Source organism: Bacteroides cellulosilyticus DSM 14838, assembly GCF_000158035.1.
GTDB classification, from domain to species: Bacteria; Bacteroidota; Bacteroidia; order Bacteroidales; family Bacteroidaceae; genus Bacteroides; species Bacteroides cellulosilyticus.
The window spans coordinates 476,236-500,682 of record NZ_EQ973491.1; the positions used below are offsets into that span (position 1 = coordinate 476,236).

Sequence of the window (24,447 nt, forward strand, 5' to 3'; positions counted from 1 at the left end):
GTGACATATTTCTCTGTTTTCCTTAATATTCTTTACCATATCAAGGCCATCCATAGCAGGCATCATAATGTCACTGATAATCAGATCGGGAATATATTCCCGGGCTTGGTCCAATCCTTCTTGTCCATTGGTGGCGGTGAGTACCCGATAACTTTCTGACAAGATATCTGATAAGAAGTTTCTTAGCTCTACGTTATCTTCGACAATTAAGATGGATACAGGGTCTTCTTCATTCGATATCTGATTTGGTTCTTTGGCTGTCTCTGAAGGAGTAATGTCGGCCATTGAAGCTATTTCAACCATGGGTCTTATTTCATTTTTCTTTTCAGCGGGGACTGAATTTCCGTCATTCAATATAAACTCTGTATTTTCTCTTCCCTCATAAACTTTTTGATTCATTGGTAATATAACGGTAAACTCGCTGCCTACACCGGGTTGACTTTTTACTTCAATGTTGCCACAATGTAGTTCTATCAGTTCTTTGACAAGTGATAGTCCTATACCTGACGAGGGCTGCAATATGTTGAATTTTACCAATGTTTCAAAGCGTTGGAAAAGTGTTTGCTGTTTTTGAAGATCGATACCAATGCCTTCGTCTTTTATGGAAACAATTAATCTGTTACTTTCCACATTGGCAATGACGGTAATAGACTTATTGGCCGGAGTGTACTTGAATGCATTGGATAGCAAATTAAAAATGATTTTTTCAAACTTATCCTGATCGATCCAGGTTTCTATAGCTTCTTGGTTTGTTTCCAATTGGTAATTGATATTCTTTTCTTCAGCAATAAGGCGGAAGTTGTCCATTACTTTTTGTAATAGGCTGAGGACGTCTGTCTTTTCCAGCAGCACTTTCATTTTTTTATTCTCTATTTTCCGGAAATCCAATATCTGGTTTACTAAATGCAACATACGCTCCGTATTCTTGTGCACCAGGGTTAAATGTTTACGGGCATTGGTTGTGAGAGTTTCGTGTTCCAGAATTTCGCTAACCGGACTGGCTATGAGTGTTAACGGAGTACGTAATTCATGCGAAATATCGGTGAAAAAGCGCAATTTGATATTTGCCAGTTGTTGTTCAATATTTATCTGATGACGTAACCGGTATATGTAGAGAATGATATAGACGATAGTTGCTGTGGATAACACGAATAATACGACATACAGAATCCATGCCCAGTATGTCTCCCAAAAGGTTGGAAGTACAGTTATAGGCAGGATACGTGCTTTTTCCATCCATACTCCGTCGCTGTTGGTAGAACGTATTTGCAATTCATATTCTCCCGGAGGAAGGTTGATATAGCTGGCTGAACGGCTGTTATCCACTTCATTCCATTTTTCTTCCAATCCTTTCAGACGGTAAGCATAGCTGATTGATTCAGGCGCTACATAATCCAAAGCTGCAAATTGAAAAGTAACATTGCGTTCGGATGGTTTCAGCCTTAGTTCTTCCAGATCATTGATATCTAAATCCTGGGAGGTTCCTTGTATTTTAAATCCGGTGAATACAATGGGAGGGGCATAATTACTTTTCTGAAGATGTTCAGGACTAATTTTGAGTATTCCGATATCTGTTCCTAATAGCAATTGATTATTTTCCAGCACAGGAGCCGCTTCTGTAAAGTAAAGCTCTTGTTGCATGTACTTTTTATCATAATATTCAAATGTTTCCTTTTCCGGATTGAAACGGGTAAGTGCATTTTCCGAAATTACCCATAAACTTCCTTCTTTATCTTCTATCATAGACTGGACGAGGTCGGATGGTAAGCCATCTTTTGTCGTATAAGGTTTAAATTCGATGTGTTCACTTAAAAGATTTTCAGAAAGGACTTTATTGATTCCTCCGGTAAATGTAAGGATGTAAGTTGTATTTCTGCTATCTGTGTAAACATAGGTCACATTATTACTGCTAAGACTGGAAACTGTATTGGGACTGCGGAGATTACGGTAGAAATTGATTTCTTCCGGTTGTTTAAATTCATTGGAGAAGGTTAGTAACCCTTCTGTGGTACAGACAAGAATCGCCTGATTGACCTCAGTGATATAGCGGACTTTGGAGAAATGTTCTTTGGGATATCCTTTCAGTTGATTATCGCTATGTATGAAGCGGATTTCCCCTTCAGGTGTCTTTTCCAGTAAATTCAGTCCTCCACCATGACAACCTATCCAGATACGTTTTTGATGATCCTGATAGATGCTATAGATACTATTATGGCTCAGGCTATACGGGTTGTCTTCCTGATGAGTAAATTGACGTATTTGAAAATGATCATTACCGGTTCTTTCTAATTGGAAAAGCCCATCCAACTTACTTCCCATCCAAATAACTCCATTTTCGTCTTCCATAAAGCAGTAGATGTTTTTTTGGAAAGAAATAGGTTGTGAACTGATGGTTCCTGCGGGAGTCAGATATCCTTTTAAACTTCCATCCGGCTGATAAATTCGTACATATCCTTTTTTGCTGGCTGTCCAAAGCTCATCTTTTTCATCTATCAAGAAAGCGCGTGTTTCAAAGCTGGCATCTATGGCTTGTAGTGAACATGCGTAGGTAGAAAATGAGATTTTTGTAACGTCCCAGTGATTACATATCCAGAGATTTCCCTGCTGATCTAAAAAAGAATTCAGAATGACGGGATTGAATTTTGTATCAGGATTATTATAATCAGTATAATAGGGCTTCAGTTGTTTGTTCTTTCGATCATAATAGGAGAAGCCACCTCTATGTGGAACCATCCACAATGTTCCTTGCTTATCTTCGAATATCAGGTCGCGACTTAATCGTTCGGCTTTTGGCAGATCCTCTTTGGGAGTAATATAATGTTGTTTCTCTTCTGTCTCTAAGTTATAACGCACTACTCCGGGCATTTCGGAGTATAACCATAATTCGCCGAAACTGTCTCTGAATACGGATAAAACTTCGGTAGAGGGATTGGTAGGAGTGCGGGGATCTATTAATCTGTATCTTTGATTTTCCGCAAAGTAAATATAGAGTCCATTATTTGTGCACAGTCCTATGCTATCTTTTCCCAGTCTACTGATAGAATTGATAGCATTGGAGGTTGAAAAGGGCATTTCATGAAACTGAAGTTGCTGTGTCTGGGGTAGATATATCACTAACTGGTTGTTGGCAGATACTAGATATATATTGCCATTATCTTCTTTGATATTCTTGAATGGAATATCAGATTCTATTTTCTTTTTGCCAATGATTGAAATTCCTTTGTTGGTTAATATCCATTCGTCCCCATCGCTATCTTGAAAAATAGTGATTATTTGATCCCCTTTCAGGTTCTTCTCTTCGATATTATATAAGGTTATTCCTTCTCCTTCCTGAGCCTTGTACGCTTGTTCGTCAATACGGAATGCTCCACGATCACATACGATCCAACTGACGCCTTTGGGTAATGTATAGACGTTCTGTACAGCGTAGGTCTGCTGTTTTTCGTTTTCATAAGGGCGTAAGATATCTATGAATTTTTCCCGGCGGCTGTCGAATAGATAGATTCGTAAGTCATAAGTCTGACACCAGATGTCACAGGTTTGTGTCTGTGTGATTTTGGCTAAACGATTACTGGTTAAAGTACATCCGTCTCCCGGAAATGCTTTATAGTTTTTGAAAGTGTATCCATCGAATTTATTTAAGCCATTCCAAGTGGAAAACCAGATAAACCCTTTTGAATCTTGCAGGATATTGGTGACAGACCTTTGTGCCAATCCGTTGTAAGCGGAGAAACGTTGAATTTGGCAAATCGGTTGTGCAATGGCTACACAGGGGATAAAAAGACAAATCAATATTAAATAATTGATTTGTAGTATAATGCACTTTTTCATAGTATTGACTAATTTGTAACTGCTTTGCAAAGATATAAATTATCTGTTTTACTACTATGTATTCTGATAGTAAATGTAGGTGGATTTTTCAGCACTTCGGTAAAGGAAGCATGGATGTGTAATTATTATATAGCCATGTGGAATATTTGTTTCCTTAGGTGTATTATCGGGCTTGTGACTACCCAGAAAGCTGTTTTTAAACATTGTGAACATTCGTTTCCACCTATTGCGATAATTTTTCCCCCCTTAACTAAATACCTTTTCGGACTTTTGTATCAGAAAATCTAAGTGATATTTTTATTTGAAAATAAAAGCTATACTATGGATATGAAAAATACATCGGTTAATGCTGGGGAAGATTTTTACTATTATATAAAAAGAGAATATGCCTATTATTAACTATTATAAATTAATATTCTTATGAAAAACAAAATTTTAAACTTTTTGGGGGTAAAACAAGTATGTTGTTATGTTCTATCTTTGGCTTGTTTTATATTTTGGGGATGTTCTAATGAACTTCTTCAGAATGAGGTAGATACTACTATAGAGAGAGCTAATACTCGTACAGAAGTATTGGATATTGTTACTATTGGAGGTGTACAATATGAAGTTTACGATTATTTGAGCTTTGAAACTACTGTTGGATGTGTCTATGCTACTACTACATCGCATTTGGAAATTAAAATAAGCTATCCTACTGTAAACTTAAGAGGATTACTGGTTAATAAGGAATGGAAAGACTATTATGATTACAATTTTACCGGTACTAATATATATGACTGGTGTGTTCCTATTGAGTCTATAGTGGAGGATCAGTTATATATAGATGATAAAATATATGTGCCAATTGATGGCTCTGATACTTATTTATATCTGAATATAGCGGCAAACTGCCCTTATTCTTGGAGCGGAAATAAAGAGCGCATTTGGATTAGGTATTATTTTACACATAAGGATTATAATTATAGATATCTAATGTTAGAAAACAGTGAGGACGATCCACAACATTACAAGGCCTGTCTTGCTGTACCATTTAACTCTAGTGATATCTATGGGCATATAAGTATAGGGGATGTTCGAATTTCAGACAGCTATGGAAATTGGGGACCTATGTATTTAGATTATTGAAAAAAAGAAAAATAATTTTATTGTTTAACCAAATATTCTATTATGAAACTAAATTTTAGGAGTATGAAAAGCAAATTAATCCTTTTGCTGGCACTACTTTCGTTCGTGCCGATTGGAGCGTTTGCTCAATCTGTTACTGTGAAAGGTACTGTACTCGATGGAACGGGTGAAACGGTTATCGGTGCCACGGTAGTGGAAAAAGGTAATAGTTCCAATGGCGTTACTACTAATTTGGATGGTCAGTTTACATTGACCCTTCCTAAAGGAAAGAAATTAGTGGTTTCTTATGTTGGTATGGAAACCCAGGAAGTGGATGCCGTTGTCGGAAAAGATCTGAAAATTGTATTGAAAGATGATTCACAGGCACTTGAGGAAGTGGTTGTTATCGGTTACGGTGGCAGTAAGGCAAGAAAGGATTTAACAGGTTCTGTTGGTTCTATTTCGGGTGCTAAACTGGCTGCTGTTCCTGTTACCTCGGCCGCTGTTGCTTTACAGGGTAAGATTGCTGGTGTACAGGTTACTACGGTAGATGGTGCCCCGGGGGCAGATATTAACATCCGCGTCAGAGGAGGTACATCAGTAACTCAAAGTAACGATCCGCTTTACATCGTCGATGGTTTCCAAACGGATAATATTAATGATATTCCGCCTTCGGATATTGCTTCAATCGATGTTTTGAAGGATGCCTCTCTAACTGCCATTTATGGGGCGAAGGGTGGTAATGGTGTGGTTATCGTAACTACAAAGTCGGCTAAAGAAGGTAAGGTACAGGTAAGTCTGAATGCGCAAATGTCTGTGAGTAAGTTGGCTAAGAAATTGGATTTGATGAACTCTTATGACTTTGTGGATTATCAGTATGACTTTGCATCTGCAGGTGGTAATCGCAGTACGGAAGCTAAATTCTTCCGTGCCAATTTTGGTAATCCGCAAGATCTTGATATTTATCGCCGTGCTACTACACATGACTGGCAGGATGAAGTGATGGGGGAAACTCCGTTGAATTATTCTACCAATGTAAACATTGGAGGAGGTTCGGATAAATATCGTTTCAATATTTCGTTGACACAGTCGGAGGATAAAGGTATTATCATGGGGTCGGGTGTGCGTCGTACTAATTTAAATGTTAAGTTGTATACTCAGTTGACTAAAAAATTGTCATTGCAATTGAATCCAAAAGTTTCTTATCGCCGTGATACTGGTGCCGGTGGTGATAAAATTGGTAGTGGCGGTATTATAGATGTGTTGCGTTATCGTCCAACAAATGGGTTACGTGAATTTGCTTTTTGGGATCCTGCTACTGTGGACCCGGATGATGAAGCAATCTTTGAATATACTAACCCGAAGAATGATATCAAGGAGAATACATTGAAGAAGCATTCTTATTCCTATACTAATCAGTTGGCCTTGGAATGGAAACCTATTGATGGGTTGGTATTACGTACAGAAGCTGTACATGCTATGTCCTTCACTGATGAAAATCGTTTTTATGGTGCTATGACAGATGATGGACAGAAGCAGAACAAACTTCCGATTGCTTCTATTAAGGACAAACGTACTGAAAAATATACATGGACGAACACAGCTTCTTATGGATTTGATATTAGTAAATTGCATAACTTTTCGTTCTTGTTGGGGCAGGAAATTCAAACTAAACAAACGAAAGAAACTTTTATGAAGAATCGTTATTTCCCACGTTACATTACAGCGGATAAAGCTTTGAATAACATGAATCTTGGAAGGCCTTGGGAAAATACTACTTCACTTTCCACTCCAGAGCGTACTGCTTCTTTCTTTGGTCAGGCCAATTATAACTACGATCATAAATATTTGGTGTCTGTTACAATGCGTGCTGATGGCTCTACGAAGTTTGCTCCTGGTGAGCAATGGGGCTATTTCCCTGCTGTTTCTGGGGCGTGGGTATTGTCTCGTGAAGGCTTTTTGGAAAATAATGAGATTATCAGCAATCTGAAACTTCGTGCAGCTATCGGTTTGGCAGGCAATAATCGTATTGATGATGACATGTGGCGTTACCTTTATACTGTGAATTCAACTTCTGGTCCTGCTTTCGGTGAAGCTACAGAGAATGGTGAACAGTGGTATGGTATAGGCGATGGAAAAACTTATCCTAATACAAAAATTAAATGGGAAACTACATTGACGCGTAATGTTGCTTTCGATCTTGGTTTGTTCAATGACCGATTGACTATTACACCCGAATTTTATTGGAATACGACGAAGGATCTGTTGTATACTTCGGACGTTCCTACTGTATCAGGTTATACCAAGCAGATGCGTAACATTGGTCAGGTGACAAATAAAGGTTTGGAATTGAGTATTAGCGGTGATATCCTTCGTGGAAAAGATTATGTGTTGAGCGGAAACTTCACATTTGGTTTGAATAAGATGGTGGTTGATAAATTGAATGACACGGATGATGTGATTTGGGATCAGAACGATCGTTGGAAATCCAGCTATAATGATTATTGTCTACGGGTAGGCGATCAGTTGGGGCTGATTTATGGTTTCGTTTATGACGGGATTTACAGCATAGATGAATTTAACTTTGATCCGAATCAGAATTTCTTGGCAATACCTAAAGAGGGTACTGTAATCAATACGGTATTCAGCAATAGTACTTCCGGTGAACCCACGTTGCCTGGTAAAATTAAGTTTAAAGATTTGAATAACGATGGTGTGATTGATGAAAACGACCGTACTGTGATAGGTAACACCAATCCAAAATTTCAAGGTGGTTTCGGATTTAACGGGCAGTGGAAGAATCTGGACTTCACTATTAACTTCAACTATATGTATGACTTTGATGTGAACAATGCAACTGCTTATCAGCTGTCATCAGCGGAAGGTAATAATAAAAAGTTCTATAATGTACTGTCCAAGTTCAAAGACAGTTGGCATTACTTCAATCCGGTTGATGGTGACAACTACTATAAAAACTATTGGGTGGATAACACTGTAGATGTTTATAGGGCTGCTAATGCCAATGTGACTTTATGGAACCCGACTGATGTAACAAATAAGGTGACACATTCCTATTTTATAGAAGATGGTTCATTCTTGCGTTGTCAGGATATTACTATCGGCTACACATTGCCTTCTCAACTTACTAAAAAGTGGGGTATGTCCAAAGTCCGTTTTTATGCGAGTGCTTCTAACTTGTTCATCATTACCGGTTATTCCGGCTATGACCCTGAAGTGGATGTGCAGACCGGCTTGACTTGTGGCATGGACTACAATCGGTATCCTCGTAGCCGTAGTTTTGTATTGGGGACTAATATAACTTTCTAATTAATAAAAAGGATAGAAATATGAAATATAAATATATTCTGATGACTGGCCTACTTGTCATGGGACTTTCTTCATGTAATGATTTCCTTGAAGTGGAAGCTCCTTCGAAATACGATAATGAGTATGTCTTCAATGACAAGACCGAGATAAACCGTGCATTGAATGGTGTATATGCTCAATTGTTGAGCGGTGACATGTATGGTAGTGCTTACCTGAGTACTTTCTGTCTGAATAGTGATGTGGATATGGCTGTGTATACCAGTGATGTTGCTACCACTAATAGTTATCGTCGTTTTGACTGTACACCTATGGGAGGTGATATTGAAAAAATTTGGAATGCTGCTTATAAAGGAGTGGAGTATGCCAATAATTTTATCTATCAATTGGAAAACAGTGAATTGTATGGCAGCGGTGATGAGGAACTGTATCAGATGATGGGTGAGGCTAAAGTAATTCGCGCCATGTTCTATCATGACCTAGTTGTGATGTTCGGTGATATACCTTTCTCTTTGGCACCAGTTTCTGGGACTGATGACAGTAGTACTTTGTTGCTTCCTGTCACCGATCGTGATGAAGTACATGAGGCCTTGATTGAAGATTTGAAATCAATCGCTCCTAAAATGAAGTTTGCTAATGAATTGAGCGAAGGTATAGAACGTGTTTCAAAGGAGTTCTGTTGGTCAATGATTTCCCGTATGGCATTGACGCGTGGTGGTTACTCATTGCGTCCAGACATGGCTAATGCAAAGAGTTATGGTAAAATGGAACGTCCGACTGATTATAAGGATTATTATGAAATCGTTCGTCAGTATTGTGACTCTGTGATATCTTCGGGTAAACATATTTTAAATCTTTCTTATCGTCAGGTCTTTATTGATGAGTGTAATTACAAGGTGAACAACAGTGATGATCCCATCTTTGAAATACCATTTGGTAAAAATTCCACAGGTAGTATTGGTTATATTCAAGGACCATCGAGCGATTTGTATGAAGGTAATACAAGTGGTACCAATCTTTGGGGAGAATGTAAGGGGAATGCTCGTCTCAATGCCCTTTATCGTTTCCTTTTTGATGAAGATGACCTGCGCAGAGACTATGTGAATGGTATGTGGTATTATCAATATGATGGTAAACCTGTGTTACGTAACGACCGTACGGTGCATAATAATAAGTGGTCTAAATTATGGTCCACTACCAGTTTGGGTACCAATAGTCAGGGAAATACTGGTATTAATTATCCCTATATGCGTTATGCAGACGTGCTGTTAATGTATGCTGAGGCTGTGAATGAAATAGAGAATGGTGTGACTGGTATAAATGGGGCGAAGGCAATAGAGGCTTTACGTCAAGTGCGTAGCCGTGCGTTCACGGACGCTGGTAAGGTTGAAAGCTATCTGAATAAGGTGTCTGCTGACAAGAATACTTTCTTGAAAGCAGTGTTGGATGAGCGTAAGTTCGAATTTGCTGGTGAAAACATGCGTTGGAAAGATTTGGTACGTAATAATATGTATGCTGAAGAAGTCTATTATTCTTTCATGCGTTATTATGGTGTAGCTACGAATGCTGAATCAACGATGGATATGGCGGATATTGCTTTACATGACGGTAAGGATGCTGAATTTTGGGAAAATATACCTTATAGCATTTTTTACAAGGATGATAAGGGTGGTGTGACCAATCCTAATGATATTAATTTGTACCCTAATACAGGTATGAATGTACTTGAATTTTATAAGAACACCCTTTATGATAAAAAAGATAATCCGAACAATACTGGTGAAGAGGGTTGGACGAAAGGTGACTTGTTCGGTTGGTGGAATGGAGAAGAAGGTATGCCTGAGGATAGAATGCTCTATTCATTCTATGGTTATGTTCGTGGAGACGCTCGTGGCAATATTTATGTGATTCGTGATGGAGTTACTGAAACTCCGTCAGTGAAGAATCTGCCTCCCGTACGTTACATTATTCCGTTTCCGAATTCTGCTATCCAGCGTAGTGCGGGTATTTACAAAAATTATTATGGCTATTAATAATTAATCTTAGATTGAATTATGAAGAATAAATTTTTATATACTTTATTAGCTCTTCTGCCCATTTTTTTATATTCTTGTAAGGACGATGAGGTGATAACCAATGAAGATGGTACTATTCCTGACAGAGAGTTTATGACTATGTTCCGCAAAGACCATAATACGGGTAAGGGGGATGACGAACCTTATGCATGTAAGGTGGTAGATTTAAATGATATTCAACTTTATTGGTATGGCGTGAAAGACTGCGCTGGCTATCAGATCAGAATGGCATTGCAGGCCAACGTGTCTTCTGGTTTGGCTGAAGACTGGGATAATCCGGCTCATTTGCTGATGGATACCATTGTAGGACCAGATGTACTGGATTTGCTGGTTAAAGATTTGGAATACAGTACAAGTTATCGGTTTGCTATTCGTACACTTTCTCCGAAAGGTGAAGGCTATCATTCCAAATGGTATGGGTATGGAGATGGTCGCCATTGGGCTGATTGGTTTGGGTTGGATACAGATTTGCGTTATAATACTCCTGATTTAGTGGTGATTGGTAATATTACAAAGACTTCTTTTCGTTTGAATTTGGATCTTTCGTATGCTACTTCTGGTGATCCAGGTGATTATAAACAACATTTTGAAGTAGATGAGGATGGAAATTTTGTGGTACATATTATTTCTGTACTACCTTCGCCCACCAATCCAAGTGCTCAGGTTCCTGATAAATGGAAAAAATACGAAGTTACTGCAGAAGATAAGGCCAAAGGCTATATTGACATTGATGGATTGGATATGAACAGTGTATATGTTGTAAATGCTGAGAATAAGAACATCCCTATTCACGTAGATGCTGTGTATAATACATGTACGGTGCGTACAGATGGTGAGCCCGGTGAACCTATTTTCCTTGAACATTCGGTAAATCCAGATGATACAATCCCGGGTGCTGTAAAGTATCAGGCTATGTGTCTGGATAAGATTTTGGAAGATTATACTGCGGATAATACTTTAACAGAAGGTACAATTTTTGAGTTAGAGGGTGGAAAAATTTATTATTTTGCTAACAATCCGAGTCTTTGTAAGGGTATGACAATGCGTACGCGTCAGAGTGATTTGGATGCTGGTAAAGGTAACGCTAAGATATATTTGAATGGTATGTCTAAGAATCCGGATGGTTCTGGTGTCTCTTGCAATTTTATGTTTGGTCGTCAACCGCAATCGGGTGAGAGTGATGCGCCTATTAATGTAAAATCTGTAATTTTTGAAGATATTGATTTTGATAGTCCGGAAGCTACTAATTATGGTGACGGAAAAGCTACTGGCAATTATTTTGCTAATATGTATTCCAATGGTATGGCAGTAACATTCAATTCTTTTGAGGTCAGAAGGTGTACATTCCAACACATGGTTCGTGGTTTTATTCGTGTACAAGGTACTAAGCGCAAGGTCTTTGAAAAAATATTAGTGGAAGATTGCTTATTCTACAATAACGGTTATTATGATAATAATGGTGCTGGTTATGCTTGGATTGCTGGTGATGGTAAAGACCCCAAGAGTAACATTTTTAAAGATATGATTTTCCGTGGTAATACGTTTTATGATTCGCCACGTACGGCTTTGTTCTCAGACAATAATAAAACTTTGGCATGGCCTCCAAGTGTTCAGTATAAGATAACTTTGGAGAACAATACCTTTGTGAACTTTAGTACACGTTCTTCTGGACGTTATATCTTTAGTTTACGTTATTTGCCAGGTGGTAGCCAAATTGTTGTGAAGAAGAATCTCTTTATCCAGACTAAAGCTGTAGATGATGATCGTAATCTTAACTTTAATGGTATGGATATCCGTTCGCTTGAAGGTACAGGCCCGAAAGAAATCACATTTGATATTGCAGACAATTATGCTGTAACTTGTGAAGAAAGCAAGCGGAAGGATGACGGTATTTTTACAGGTGGTGCATTCAGTGCCAAAAAGAATAGTGCTGGTGCATTCCTAGACTATTTACCAGGTGTCATCAATGGTGCCGAACAGTTGACAGTGAAAGTTGGGTCTACTCCGCTTGCTCCAACTGATTTGATGGTTGATCCGAATCCACCTTATAAGAATGGTGACAAGGATATGCATGAAACAACTACGGAGAAATTAATGAATGGTTTGAGATTCAAGAATACTGATCAGGTTCGTAATCATGAAATCTATAAGTTGGGTATTGGCGATCCACGTTGGAGACAATGAAATTATAACGTGTCGTTAATGAGACCGTGAGGTTTTGTTAGACATTCTTTGCAGGAAGGGCGTTCCATTCGGAGGAACGCCCTTTATGCATATAGCAACTAATGAAGTTGGTATTCTCTTATTTCTCTTTAGGCGTAAACTCAGAGGGGCTTACTCCGTATTTTTTCTTGAAACACTTGCTAAAGTATTTGGGATCATTAAAGCCTGTCATATAGGCTATTGTAGAGACGTTGTATTCTCCTGTTTCCATTAATTGTTTGGCACGTTTTATACGCATCTCACGGACGAAATCAATAGGTGAAAGCCCGACAATACTTTTCAGTTTCTGGTAGAACACTGTACGACCCATACCCAGTTCTTGGGCAAATTCATCAATCGTTAGTTTCGAATTATCCATTTGATTATGCATTATTTCCATTACTCGTTTCATGAATAATTCATCAAACGGAACAATTTGTGGTTTTTCCGGTTCTACCTCAACAAGGAGAGTAGGGGTAGGAGCTTCTTTTTTCTGATCCAACCATTGTTCAAGATAAAGTTCCTGTAACTGTTTGCGTTGATGTAACAGTGATTTAATGCGTGTTTTCAGATAGGTAGAACTGAATGGTTTGGTGATGTAATCGTCAATTCCTTGTTCCAATCCAGAAATACGGTCGTCTAAAGAGGATTTAGCAGAAAGAAGTATAATGGGAATATGACAAACATCTCGATGAGCTTTGATAGCTTTCACCATATCTAGACCATCCATAACAGGCATCATTACGTCACTGATGATAAAATCCGGTACATATTGTAGAGCCTGCTCCAGTCCTTCTTGCCCATTCGTTGCCTCAAAGACTTTATAGGTTCCGGAAAGGATATCGTTCAGGAAGTTTCTCAATTCAGTATTATCTTCTACGACTAACACAGAGATAGGATACTGATCCGTATTATTGTCGGTGTCTTTTGTCTTCTCCTGCAGAATATTATTTTTCTCTGATGTTTTGGAAATGATTTTATGCTTATCGTGTTTTGGGTTATGAGCAGACGGAATATCATTCAGGATAAACTCTGTATTTTCTTTTCCTTCATAAACCTTCTGGTCAAGCGGCAATGTAACAATGAACTCACTACCTATTCCGACTTCAGTATTCACTTGAATATTACCTTGATGTAATTCGATCAGTTCTTTTACTAAGGATAGCCCGATTCCGGAAGATGGTTGCAGAATATTGTTATTTACCAATGTCTCAAAACGTTGGAATAGAGACTGTTGCTTCTTTGAGTCAATGCCGATACCTTCGTCGGTAACGGAAATCATGACTTTATCTTTTGTCGTATGGGCATATACTGTAATTGATTTATTGACAGGTGTGTATTTGAATGCATTAGACAATAAATTAAAGATAATCTTTTCAACTTTATCCTGATCTATCCAGCAATGTATTGACTCTTTATCTGTTTGCAGGCGGAAATTAATACTTTTTTCTTCGGCTATGAGACGGAAATTATCCATCACTTTCTGCAATAGTTCTACAATATCTGTTTTCTCCAGCAATAGCTTCATCTTTTTGTTTTCTATTTTGCGGAAATCGAGTATCTGGTTGACCAGTCTCAACATGCGCTCTGTATTATTGTGAACTACTGTCAGAAGTTTACGGGCACTGGGAGTGAGAGGTTCATGTTCAAGAACTTCACCTACAGGGCTGGTAATCAGAGTTAAAGGTGTGCGTAATTCATGAGAGATATCCGTGAAGAACCTCAACTTTATATTTGCCAGTTGTTGCTCCATATAAATCTGATGACGTAGTTTATAGATATACAATATGATATAGACTATAGTAGCTGTAAATAAGATGAATAAGATAATATAAACTAATACAGCCCAGTATGTTTCCCAGAATGTGGGGATTACGATGACAGAAAGCTTTCGCACATTATCTGTCCATACACCGTCACTATTAGTGGAGCGTATCTGTAGTTCATAATTTCCCGGAGGAAGATTGATATAACTGGCCGTGCGGCTATTTTCTACTTCATTCCATTTTTCTTCTAGTCCTTTCAACCGATAGGCGTAGCTGATGGAAGACGGATTAATATAGTCTAATGCTGCAAACTGGAAAGATACGTTTCGCTCGTCAGGTTTTAATTTTAATTCTTCCAGGTCGTCAAGATCCAGTTGCTGCTGAACTCCTTGTATTTTTAAACTAGTGAATACAATAGGAGGAGTATAGGAACTTTTGCTGAAAGCTGCTGGATTAATCTTTAAAATTCCTGCATCTGTACCTAAAATCAACTGATTCCGTATTATAGCGGGTGAGGCTTCACTGAAATATATTTCTTTCTGCAAATGCTTTTCATTATAATGTTCGAAAGTTCCGTTCTCTGGATCAAATTTGGCTAATGTATTTTCTGATATGACCCATAGATTTTTCTGTTGATCTTCAATCATGGATAAAACCAGATCCGACACTAAACCATTTCGTTTGGTGTAGGTCTTGAATTGAATCTGATCGGTTAACAAATTATTTGAAATAATCTGATTGATGCCTCCGGTGAATGTAAGTACATACGAATTTTGACGGCTGTCTGTATAAATATAAATCACGTCGTTACTACTAAGGCTGGATGCCAAATCTGCTATGCGTACATTGGTATAGAACTTAATGTCTTCCGCGCGTTCAAAATTGCAGGAGAAAGTAATCAACCCTTCGGTTGTGCCGACTAAAAGGGCATTATTCACTTCTTTGATGACACGTACTTTATTGAATCTATCTTTTGAGTAACCTTTCAGTATATTACCGTTGTGTAGGAAGCGGACTTTCCCATCTGCCGTTTCTTGAAGTAGGTTAATTCCTCCGCCATGAGTGGCTATCCACATGCGTTTTTTGGAATCTTGATATATGCAATAAATACTATTATTATTTAGACTATAGGGGTCTTCTTCCTTGTGTACATAGTTTCTTATCTGGAAGCTCCCATCTCTTTTAGGACTCAACTGGATGATACCATCCCATTTACTACCCATCCATATATTTCCCTGTTCGTCTTCTGTGAAACAATAAATGTTTTTGGAGAATGAAATGGCTTTTGTACTGATAGTTCCTTCCGGTGTCAGGTAGCCTTTAAGAGTTTTGTCCGGATTAAAAATCCGGATGACTCCTTTTTTATTTGCAACCCAGAGATTTTGTTGCTTATCGACCATGATTGCGCGGGTTTCATGTCCGGAGTCAAAAGTAGTCAATTGACTGGCATTGGGAAAGAATGAAATTTTATCCATCCAGAAATTGTTGGCATACCAAAAGTTTTTTTGATTATCCACATAGAAGTTTAGGATAACAGGAGTGAATTTAGATTCCGGTTTACTGTAATCGGTGTAATAGGGCTTTAGTTCTTTATCTTCCCGGTCATAATAGCTTAGACACCCCAGGTGAGGCACAACCCATAAAGTTCCTTGATTATCTTCGAATATAACGTCACGGCTTCTAAGTTCAGCCTTGGGCATATTTTGTGTAGGGGTTTCATAGTGCTGTTGCTCGTTAGTCAAGGGATCGTACCGTACAATTCCACGTTGTTCTTTTGAAAATAGCCATAATTCATTATGGCTGTCCTCAAATATTCTCATGACGTTAAAATGCATTTCTACATTCCTGAATTGGTTATTTTGTGCGAAGAAGAGTATGATGCCATTGCTGGTACCTATTCCAATAGTATCTTTTCCCAAGCTTAGTATACAGTTGAGTCGCGAATAATTAAAAGGTATTTCTTTATATTGAATTTGTCCATTTTGCTGATTATAGATTGCTAAACGTTTGCTTGATATCAGGTACATTTTCTCATTGTTTTCACAGAAATTTGTGAAATGAGTTTTATCGGATATTGTTTTTTGTCCAACTATACAGACACTTTTATTAGTGAAAATCCATTCATCTCCTGCAGCATCTTGCTCAACTCTTGAAACCGTCCTACCGGGTAGATTGCCGATTTCTAGAGTGTAATGTGTTATGGCATCTTCGTCTTCATTTTCTAATTTTCGTTCGTCTACCCGAAAAGCTCCGTGATCGCATACAATCCAACTGACTCCTTTAGGTAAGGCATAGATTTTACGTACTATATAAGTTTCCCCACTTTTTTGCTCAAAAGGTTGGAGAATATCGATGAATTTTTCCTGATGACTGTCGAATAGATAAACTCTGGCATCATAAGTCTGACACCAGATGTTATTTTGTTGGTCGGGTACAATTCTTAATATACGGTTACTTGTTAGTGTACATCCATCTCCGGGATATGCCTTATAATTCTTGAAGGTATAACCGTCATATCTGTTTAAACCATTCCAGGTAGAAAACCAGATAAATCCCTTGGAGTCCTGTACAATATCTGAAACGGTTCTTTGTGCCAATCCGTTATATATAGAGAAGTGTCGGATCTGACAGCTTGGTTGTGCGAGGAGCATGGTTGGGATTAGTAGTACCAAGCAGATTAATAAGTGGGAATTTGTTGTGTTATACTTTCTCATGTGCTATTAATTAATATTGCGACATGCAAAGATATAAAAAAAAAGTGAATTGCTTAATCTTCTTTAAAATAGATGTTCTAAAAGTTCTTTTTTATAAAATGAAGTAATATATTTGTGATATCAAAATGATATCAACTTAATCTATCAGTTATGGAAACAAAAGAATTGAATTTCAAAGGGTTTAAGATGAATGGCTTTTTAGGATTGTTTGTTCATCTCATTGTGTTACCTGCACTAATTTTCTTTGGCTTTATTACGTGTGTGCCAACTGCAATTGTGTCTGGTATTCTCTGCATTGTCTGGCTGATAATGTTTGCCGGTTATATGCAATTGGAACCGAATGAGGCCCGGGCTATGGTGTTTTTTGGTAAGTACAAAGGTACATTCAAGGAAACTGGTTTCTTTTGGGTGAATCCTTTTCTGGATAAGAAGAAACTTTCTCTTCGTGCACGTAATTTGGATGTGGAACCTATCAAGGTAAATGATAAGATCGGTAATCCTATTCTGATAGGTTTGGTGTTGGTATGGAAACTTAAAGATACCTACAAAGCTATGTTTGAGATTGATTCGCAGACAATGGCTTCATCTGCTCATACGGGGGGAAATGCTAACCAAATTAATATAGGTAATGCGGTTGCCAGCCGTATGAACGCTTTTGAGAATTTTGTGAAAATACAAAGTGATGCCGCTTTACGCCAGGTGGCTGGACAATATGCTTATGATGATAACGAAGCGGATACTGAAGAACTGACACTTCGCTCCGGCGGTGAAGAAATCAATGAACAGTTGGAACAGAAGTTGAACGAACGTCTTGCCATGGCAGGTATGGAAGTAGTGGAAGCACGCATTAACTATCTGGCTTATGCTCCTGAAATTGCTGCGGTAATGCTTCGTCGTCAACAGGCTTCGGCTATCATTACTGCCCGTGAAAAGATTGTTGAGGGAGCTGTTTCTATGGTAAAAATGGCGTTGCACAAACTTTCAGAAGAACAAATTGTTGAACTGGACGAAGAAAAAAAGGCGGCTATGGTCAGCAATTTGCTGGTGGTACTTTGTGCCGATGAGGCAGCACAGCCAATTGTTAATGCGGGTACGTTAAATCATTAATCAAGATAATATGAGCTTTTCTTTTTTATATAAGTGGGCATTGGTGCTTGGCTTATTGCTGGGGCATGTAGTGACGGTTTTTGCTCAGGATGCAAATATGGACCGTGCGAAGCATGTGTACGAATTGTTTGTGGCAGATCAGGGGGACAGTATTCATGCTCTCTTGAATAAAAATCTGCAGGAAAAATTATCACCGGAAATTTTTAAGGACATGTTTAAGCAATCGGAAAAGCAGTTCGGAAAACTTCAAGCAAAAGGAGAGTGGAAGCAAGAGAGTGCTGAAGGCATAACACTTTATTATCGCGATCTGAAGTTTGAGCGTTACAGTCTCCGTTTTTTGTTGTCTTTCGATGCTGATGGAAGCATGAATACCATTCGTTTGATGCCTGTACCTGCTGCTTCTACAGCAAAACCGGTAGCTTATAATAAAGAGAAAATGCAGGAACGAGATATAACGGTGGGAGCAGATGACTTTAAATTGCCCGGAACGCTGACGCTGCCTGTAGGAAAGAAAAAGGCTCCTGTCGTAATCCTTGTGCATGGTTCCGGTCCGCAGGATCGTGATGAAACTGTTGGTCCGAATAAACCTTTCCGTGATTTGGCTTGGGGATTGGCGGAACGTGGCATTGCAACGGTTCGTTATGATAAACGTACGAAGGTATATGGTGCAGCGTGTGTGCCGGAAGGTCGGAATATCGATTATGATACAGAAAGTGTAGATGATGCTGTGGCTATTATTGCTTGGGCGAAGGAATTGCCTGAGGTTGATGCGGACAGTGTTTATGTGCTGGGACATAGTTTAGGGGCTACACTTGCTCCTCGCATTGCAGAGCAAGCAGATGGGTTGACAGGAATTATCCTTGTTGCCGCTTTAGCTCGTCCATTTGAAGATGCTATTGTTGAACAAATGACTTATATATCTTCTCTGACTGACTCTTCCGCTAATGCCAAAAAGCAGATTACAGAAATAAAAAAACAAGCTGATAATATAAAGAAACTGGGTACACCGGAATATGATGATAAGATTCCTTTGTTGTTGAATCTTCCTCGTTCTTACTGGGAATTTGCTAACGCCTATAAACCGGTAGAAGTAGCATCTAAACTGGCTCTTCCCATACTTATATTGCAGGGCGAGCGTGATTATCAGGTGACTATGCAGGATTTCGGTTTATGGCGCTTCGGGCTGATGCGTAATAAAAATGCTTTCTTAAAATCTTACCCTAAACTTAATCATATGTTACAGGAAGGTAGTGGTAAAGCTACTCCGTTTGAGTATAACCAGGCGTCGCCTGTAGTCGGATATGTCATGGATGATATTGCATCGTTTATTCATAATGGAAACCTGTTATAATACAAATTCAATTGTAAATTGTTAAATAGTAAATAGAATCGTGGCTAAAAAAGAAACTTCAACCAAAAGCTTTGTTCTGCGTGTAGATGCTGCAACTATGGATGCCATTGAAAAGTGGGCAGCCGATGAGTTTCGTAGCACTAACGGGCAGCTTCAGTGGATTATCGCTGAGGCATTGCGGAAAAGCGGGCGGATGAAGAAAACAAAGAATACTCCTCCGCCTAAAGAATCTGAGTCGTAGTTTAGCGATAAGTTGTTAGTGATAAGTGATTAGTAGTTTGAATTATAATTCATATATTGTTTATGTTAAATCTTGGTCCATATTCAACTAAAGAGTTTCCTAATATCCGGGTATATCCCACTATAATAGATCGTATATTAGAAGGTGTTGCCGTATTGTTGGCAATTGCTGCCTGGGTGTGTGCAATATGGGTGTATATCCATATAGAGGACAAGATTACAGCTAATTTTTCCTTTATGGCTGCGGGATTAGGTACTTTATGTCTCCTTTTAGTTGGTATTTCTGCCTATCTTCCTATTCGTTGGATACGTTTTCCTGTACGTATCACAGAACGCAATGTCGCGGTACAGTATTTTATGGCAGCCCGTATTGCTCGTATATTGAATGTGTTTCTTACTTTACTTTTCCTAACTCTTGTTTTTAATAAAGTAGAGATGGGATATGGTATTCCGCAAGATCTATGTAATATGATTACGAGTGCGGTCGTTGGTTTGATGATATTGGCGCTTATAGTCTATTATATATTGGCGTTTAAGTATAAATAGAGGTGTTTACAAGCATTAATACCTAGTTATGGCTATTACTCCCTTTCATTATACCTTGTTTTAGGGATTGTGACATCTTCGCAAATGCCCTACTTTTGCAACATCAGATTTAATGAATTAGTTAGTCATAATTACGTAACCACTTTTATTAAGGAAAAAAGGTTCCCGTCTTCCCCGATGTGATATCGTGAAAGAGCGGGGATTTTTTCATTTAATATCCTGTCTACAAGAAGTTAAGAGTTTGTCAACAAGAAGTTAACTCCTTGCAGACAGGAAGTTAACTCCTTGTAATTATTTGATAATCAGTGATACTCTTGATTTGCCTTGTTGGTGAATACAAGCAAATAGGAACGGAGTTGAAGTTAAAAGTAAAAGGAGAAAGATTGTATTTTTATTGTATTATGCGGGATATCCATAGTTGGAAATGAAAGACAGTGTGAGACGATGCTCTCTCTCTTTTATAGGTTATCTTTAATATCCTGCAGTTCCACCAGTTTGTTTACGATAGCGTAAATGGTCAGGCCGGCCGGAGAATGTATTTGCAGTTTACGGGCAATATTCCGGCGGTGGGTGATAACTGTGTGGATGGAAAGATAGAGCTGGTCGGCAATGGCTTTGTTGGTCATACCTTTCACAACGCAGGTGATAATTTCCTTTTCACGCTGACTGAGCGTCTCCTGCTCATTTTCTTTCTCCTCTTCTTCGTCAGTGCAAAGCAGTTGGTTTATTTTGGTGGCAATTGTTTCCGGATCATCACAAATAGAAAGATGATCATCATATTCTTTCAGTGAGTTACTGTCAATGACGGAACATACCAGTGCCAGATATTTGGTTTCCACTTTCCCATTTTCTGCCTTGAATGCTGGGAGATTGAACCAGCCGCCAAAGGTCGGGTTAACAATCAATACATCTGGTGTATGCAGGTGAATATAGCTTTGCAAAGATTCCGGAGAGGAAACCTCTATAGGTACTACATTCAGATTGGGCAGGCGCTTCAGCACTGTCGTGAGTCCGCTTCGGATAATGACAGAAGTTTCAGCGACTGCAATTTTTACAGAAACATTATTGTTCATTTTTCATTCTCCTTTCCAGTTGTGCCACGGCGGGAACAAACATATAGTCTTCTACTTGGCAGTGTGAAGCAAGGTCATGCTCACAGTTGAAGATATCGAAAAGAACAGCATTGAGCTTGTTGTTGTTCTCTTTTTCCGGATAATACTTAATGATAATATTTTTCAGTTCTGTCAGCTTGGATTCAATCTGATTATGCTTACTGGCAAAGGTTGCTATATCATAGTTCTCTGCAAGTTTGCCTTCAAGTAGTTTTTCGACATAGGTGAACACAGCCTCGTTTTCATATTCCATGTGGCGGCGTACCTCTTTGGCATATTCATCGAAGAATTTCAGAATGAGATAGGCTATATTATCCGAGCCCGAGCAATCGATAGATTCGATGAGCTTACGACGGATAACAGGTAATTTAAAATCGAGAAAGTAAGTGTGCGCCCGTTTCAGATAATCCATAAGGGCTGAGATGGAAAATACGTTTTCCTCTCCACTATAAGTATATTGTTCTTCACTGATGAAATTGGCTACTGCGAGAAAGGTACGGTAGTCTACGCCTTGTGCCTCGCAAACGTCCTTTACACTCTTGTCTCCGAATCCTAAGGAAAGGCCAAAACGGCTCATAACCATTAATAAGGAGTAGTTATCACAGATAAGGTCGCTCATTTTGTCTGTGGCGCGATACTTATGCGGTTCATTCATTGCAGATTATCCTTTCTTTCTTTATTCGTGCGCAAAGTAACGGATTTTCTCCGGGAATTGCAATCGCTATATGTAGGTATTTTGTGTTTAGTCTTATTTAACGAGAAAAATTAGTTTATAAACTAAATATTTTAGTTCTTTGCGAAAAACAAATGAAGAGTTATGAAAGGATTGACTGCGAAAGAAGAGGAAATCATGGGATTTTTCTGGGAGAAAGGTCCGTTGTTTGTGAAGGAGATGCTAGCTTTCTATGAAGAACCGAAGCCGCATTTCAATACGCTGTCTACGATTGTGAGGGGATTGGAGGATAAAGGTTTCCTGGCACATAAGACTTACGGTAACACGTACCAGTATTATGCTGTAGTGAATAAGGAAGACTTCAGTAAGGGAACGCTGAAGAAAGTAATCAGTAAGTACTTCAATAATTCGTATCTCAGCGCAGTATCATCGTTGGTAAAAGAAGAGGATATTTCGTTGGAAGACCTGAAACAGTTGATTGCAGAAGTGGAGAGAGGAACGAAATAGAAACTTTAAAATGCCAAGAATTATGAAAAACATAGCTATAACTTGTTTTGTATTGATAGCTGTTTGCGTAGGTTTGCAGGCGAAAAAGGTTGTGAAAGCTCCTTATTTCATGGCAACGAATACTAGCCAGATCGAATTCGAAAAAGTGACATTGGGAAAGGATACGACATGGATAGATGCTAAAATATATTCTATTCCGGGCGAAGATGTAAGGATAGACTCGACTGCTGTATTGCAGATAGGAGGAAAAACGTATGCCTACCTAGGTGGTAATGGTTTTTCAAAAGAACTATGGACGAAGACACCGGCTTCTGGTGAACTAGCTGTGACGTTGAAGTTTGAGCCGATTCCTATGGATACGGAAAGTTTTGACTTTTTCGAAATGTCTGAGAAGAAAGACGAAGGATGGAATATTTATGGAGTGCGTCTGGACGGAAAAAAGCCGGAAATAGGAATACCGGAGAAATTGTTGAATCAGCAATTGGATTATTCCCAGCCTCTGCCGGATCCTGATTTGAAGAATGGGAAGACGGTGATATATGGGCGTATATTGGGTTATGATCCGACTCATGGTATTGCTTTGAAATTCAATTGTACTGACTGGCTATTCTTTGATGTATTCGGTCAATCCGTTCCGGTGGCCGAGGATGGAAGTTTTCGCTACGAAACAAATATGATGCTGCCCGGTGAAGCGACATTACGGGTAGGACGGAAGAGATTTGAATTGTTTCTGATGCCGGGCGGTAAACTTGAGGTAACTATTAATTTGCCGGAGATTTTCTGGTCGGAAAGTCACCTGTTTGGAAAGAAAGAGAATGGGCAGTTGATTTGGTTTGAGGGTACGTATGCCGCTCTGAATACTGAACTGGTAAAGCATGCCGGACTGATGAACATTTATAGTGCGGATAATTTTTATGAGAATATTTGTGGTGTTACTCCGGCTCAATATAAAAAGTATGTGACGAAGATTTATGAAAAAAATCGTGGTGAAATACTGAAGAATAAATCGTTGAGTGATGCTGTTCGCACATACATGATAAACAAGTTGGAAATGTCGTATTTCTTTGCTATCAGGGGGTATAAAGGGAATATTAGTTATGCTCCGATGATTAGCGGAAAGAAAGGAGTGAAGCGTGCGGACATGACGGTAGATGAAAGTTATTATGATGATATTCTGGAACTGGATTTTATTCATTCACCTTATATACGTTATGGCAGTTATCCTGATTTTGTACGTGCTGCAACTGAAGATTTTAAAGGAAAGTTTGAACCGCAGCCTGTATGGGAGGATATTTTACGGGCGAAACCTCTAGGTTCCACTCTTGCTCGTTTGAAACCGCTGTCGGAAAAACAGATGCTGACATTGGACAGTATATCCGAACCGGAAATAAAGAAAGCTTTGACTGTCAAAAATAAAGAAGTGATGGACTTGCTTGCTGAAAGTGCAAATAAGACCGGTTATACAGTTTGCCAGCTGGATACGGCAGTTACCGCAGATGGTCTATTGGCAGTTGTCACCCGTCCTTATCGTGGTAAGGTGGTTCTGATAGATATGTGGAATACCTGGTGTGGCCCTTGTATGCGGGCTATGAATAGCCTGAAGCCGGTGAAAGAAGAATTGAAAGATGTAGTGTATGTTTATATAGCAGATGAAAGTTCACCTGAAGGGAAGTGGAAAATTACCATACCTGATATTCATGGAATACACTATCGGATCACGAATGAGCAGAGTTCTGCATTAGGTAAACTATATGAGTATCCGGGAATACCCACTTATTTTGTGATAGACCGGGAAGGGAAGCTTTCATATAAAGTTACCGGATTTCCCGGTGCGGAGGTGATGAAAGAAGAACTACTGAAGGCTGGGAAATAGTAGCTGTAAATTATAAATA

14 protein-coding genes are annotated in these 24,447 nt (G+C 38.8%); 10 read left to right on the plus strand and 4 right to left on the minus strand.

The window, feature by feature from the left end:
* Positions 1 to 3,831, minus strand: a 3,831-nt coding sequence (locus BACCELL_RS14140) for a two-component regulator propeller domain-containing protein (protein WP_007212531.1), incomplete at its 3' end; no start/stop codon positions are given.
* Positions 3,832 to 4,251: 420 nt separating this feature from the next.
* Here BACCELL_RS14140 and BACCELL_RS14145 point away from each other — a divergent pair.
* The 4 genes from BACCELL_RS14145 to BACCELL_RS14160 all read left to right on the plus strand — a co-directional run bounded on the left by BACCELL_RS14145 (position 4,252) and on the right by BACCELL_RS14160 (position 12,521).
* Positions 4,252 to 4,959, plus strand: coding sequence for a hypothetical protein (locus BACCELL_RS14145; protein ID WP_007212532.1), 708 nt, complete (start codon positions 4,252 to 4,254; stop codon positions 4,957 to 4,959).
* Positions 4,960 to 5,022: 63 nt separating this feature from the next.
* A complete protein-coding gene (locus tag BACCELL_RS14150; protein WP_229097817.1) occupies positions 5,023 to 8,265 on the plus strand; it encodes a SusC/RagA family TonB-linked outer membrane protein in 3,243 nt (1,080 codons plus the stop codon).
* Between the two features lie 20 nt (positions 8,266 to 8,285).
* Positions 8,286 to 10,295: a RagB/SusD family nutrient uptake outer membrane protein gene (locus BACCELL_RS14155; protein ID WP_007212534.1), complete on the plus strand. Its 2,010-nt coding sequence runs from the start codon at positions 8,286 to 8,288 to the stop codon at positions 10,293 to 10,295.
* A gap of 21 nt (positions 10,296 to 10,316) precedes the next feature.
* Positions 10,317 to 12,521: a hypothetical protein gene (locus BACCELL_RS14160; protein ID WP_007212535.1), complete on the plus strand. Its 2,205-nt coding sequence runs from the start codon at positions 10,317 to 10,319 to the stop codon at positions 12,519 to 12,521.
* Positions 12,522 to 12,639: 118 nt separating this feature from the next.
* Here the strand turns inward: BACCELL_RS14160 and BACCELL_RS14165 are convergent, their stop codons facing one another.
* Positions 12,640 to 17,019, minus strand: coding sequence for a hybrid sensor histidine kinase/response regulator transcription factor (locus tag BACCELL_RS14165; RefSeq protein ID WP_044153885.1), 4,380 nt, complete (start codon positions 17,017 to 17,019; stop codon positions 12,640 to 12,642).
* A gap of 150 nt (positions 17,020 to 17,169) precedes the next feature.
* Between BACCELL_RS14165 and BACCELL_RS14170 the strand changes: the two genes are divergently transcribed.
* The 4 genes from BACCELL_RS14170 to BACCELL_RS14185 all read left to right on the plus strand — a co-directional run bounded on the left by BACCELL_RS14170 (position 17,170) and on the right by BACCELL_RS14185 (position 20,263).
* Entirely contained in the window at positions 17,170 to 18,126 is a 957-nt protein-coding gene (locus BACCELL_RS14170) for an SPFH domain-containing protein (protein ID WP_007212537.1), read from the plus strand.
* A 10-nt stretch (positions 18,127 to 18,136) separates the two neighbouring features.
* Positions 18,137 to 19,477, plus strand: a complete 1,341-nt coding sequence (locus tag BACCELL_RS14175; protein WP_007212538.1) for an alpha/beta hydrolase — start codon at positions 18,137 to 18,139, stop codon at positions 19,475 to 19,477.
* 40 nt (positions 19,478 to 19,517) lie between these two features.
* Positions 19,518 to 19,718, plus strand: coding sequence for a type II toxin-antitoxin system antitoxin (locus tag BACCELL_RS14180; RefSeq protein WP_007212539.1), 201 nt, complete (start codon positions 19,518 to 19,520; stop codon positions 19,716 to 19,718).
* A gap of 62 nt (positions 19,719 to 19,780) precedes the next feature.
* A complete protein-coding gene (locus BACCELL_RS14185) occupies positions 19,781 to 20,263 on the plus strand; it encodes a hypothetical protein (RefSeq protein WP_007212540.1) in 483 nt (160 codons plus the stop codon).
* Positions 20,264 to 20,721: 458 nt separating this feature from the next.
* Here BACCELL_RS14185 and BACCELL_RS14190 read toward each other — a convergent pair whose 3' ends face one another.
* Both BACCELL_RS14190 and BACCELL_RS14195 read right to left on the minus strand, forming a co-directional pair.
* A complete protein-coding gene (locus BACCELL_RS14190) occupies positions 20,722 to 21,336 on the minus strand; it encodes a response regulator transcription factor (RefSeq protein WP_007212541.1) in 615 nt (204 codons plus the stop codon).
* Complete coding sequence (locus BACCELL_RS14195) at positions 21,326 to 22,030, minus strand: hemerythrin domain-containing protein (protein WP_007212542.1); 705 nt, start codon at positions 22,028 to 22,030, stop codon at positions 21,326 to 21,328. Before BACCELL_RS14195 ends, BACCELL_RS14190 begins: the two co-directional genes overlap by 11 nt.
* Before the next feature lie 162 nt (positions 22,031 to 22,192).
* On the opposite strand from BACCELL_RS14195, the gene BACCELL_RS14200 reads away from it, so the two are divergent.
* A complete protein-coding gene (locus tag BACCELL_RS14200) occupies positions 22,193 to 22,555 on the plus strand; it encodes a BlaI/MecI/CopY family transcriptional regulator (RefSeq protein WP_007212543.1) in 363 nt (120 codons plus the stop codon).
* A 22-nt stretch (positions 22,556 to 22,577) separates the two neighbouring features.
* Positions 22,578 to 24,428 carry a TlpA family protein disulfide reductase gene (locus BACCELL_RS14205; protein WP_044153886.1) on the plus strand — a complete coding sequence of 617 codons (1,851 nt, stop codon included), beginning with the start codon at positions 22,578 to 22,580 and terminating at the stop codon, positions 24,426 to 24,428.
* The last annotated feature ends 19 nt before the right edge of the window (positions 24,429 to 24,447 follow it).

Bases quoted from the DNA above. Each gene is read 5' to 3' on its own strand.
- BACCELL_RS14145 (WP_007212532.1), top strand. From the start codon at position 4,252: ATGAAAAACAAAATTTTAAACTTTTTGGGGGTAAAACAAGTATGTTGT.
- BACCELL_RS14150 (WP_229097817.1), top strand. From the start codon at position 5,023: ATGAAAAGCAAATTAATCCTTTTGCTGGCACTACTTTCGTTCGTGCCG.
- BACCELL_RS14155 (WP_007212534.1), top strand. From the start codon at position 8,286: ATGAAATATAAATATATTCTGATGACTGGCCTACTTGTCATGGGACTT.
- BACCELL_RS14160 (WP_007212535.1), top strand. From the start codon at position 10,317: ATGAAGAATAAATTTTTATATACTTTATTAGCTCTTCTGCCCATTTTT.
- BACCELL_RS14165 (WP_044153885.1), bottom strand. From the start codon at position 17,019: ATGAGAAAGTATAACACAACAAATTCCCACTTATTAATCTGCTTGGTA.
- BACCELL_RS14170 (WP_007212537.1), top strand. From the start codon at position 17,170: ATGGAAACAAAAGAATTGAATTTCAAAGGGTTTAAGATGAATGGCTTT.
- BACCELL_RS14175 (WP_007212538.1), top strand. From the start codon at position 18,137: ATGAGCTTTTCTTTTTTATATAAGTGGGCATTGGTGCTTGGCTTATTG.
- BACCELL_RS14185 (WP_007212540.1), top strand. From the start codon at position 19,781: ATGTTAAATCTTGGTCCATATTCAACTAAAGAGTTTCCTAATATCCGG.
- BACCELL_RS14190 (WP_007212541.1), bottom strand. From the start codon at position 21,336: ATGAACAATAATGTTTCTGTAAAAATTGCAGTCGCTGAAACTTCTGTC.
- BACCELL_RS14195 (WP_007212542.1), bottom strand. From the start codon at position 22,030: ATGAATGAACCGCATAAGTATCGCGCCACAGACAAAATGAGCGACCTT.
- BACCELL_RS14200 (WP_007212543.1), top strand. From the start codon at position 22,193: ATGAAAGGATTGACTGCGAAAGAAGAGGAAATCATGGGATTTTTCTGG.
- BACCELL_RS14205 (WP_044153886.1), top strand. From the start codon at position 22,578: ATGAAAAACATAGCTATAACTTGTTTTGTATTGATAGCTGTTTGCGTA.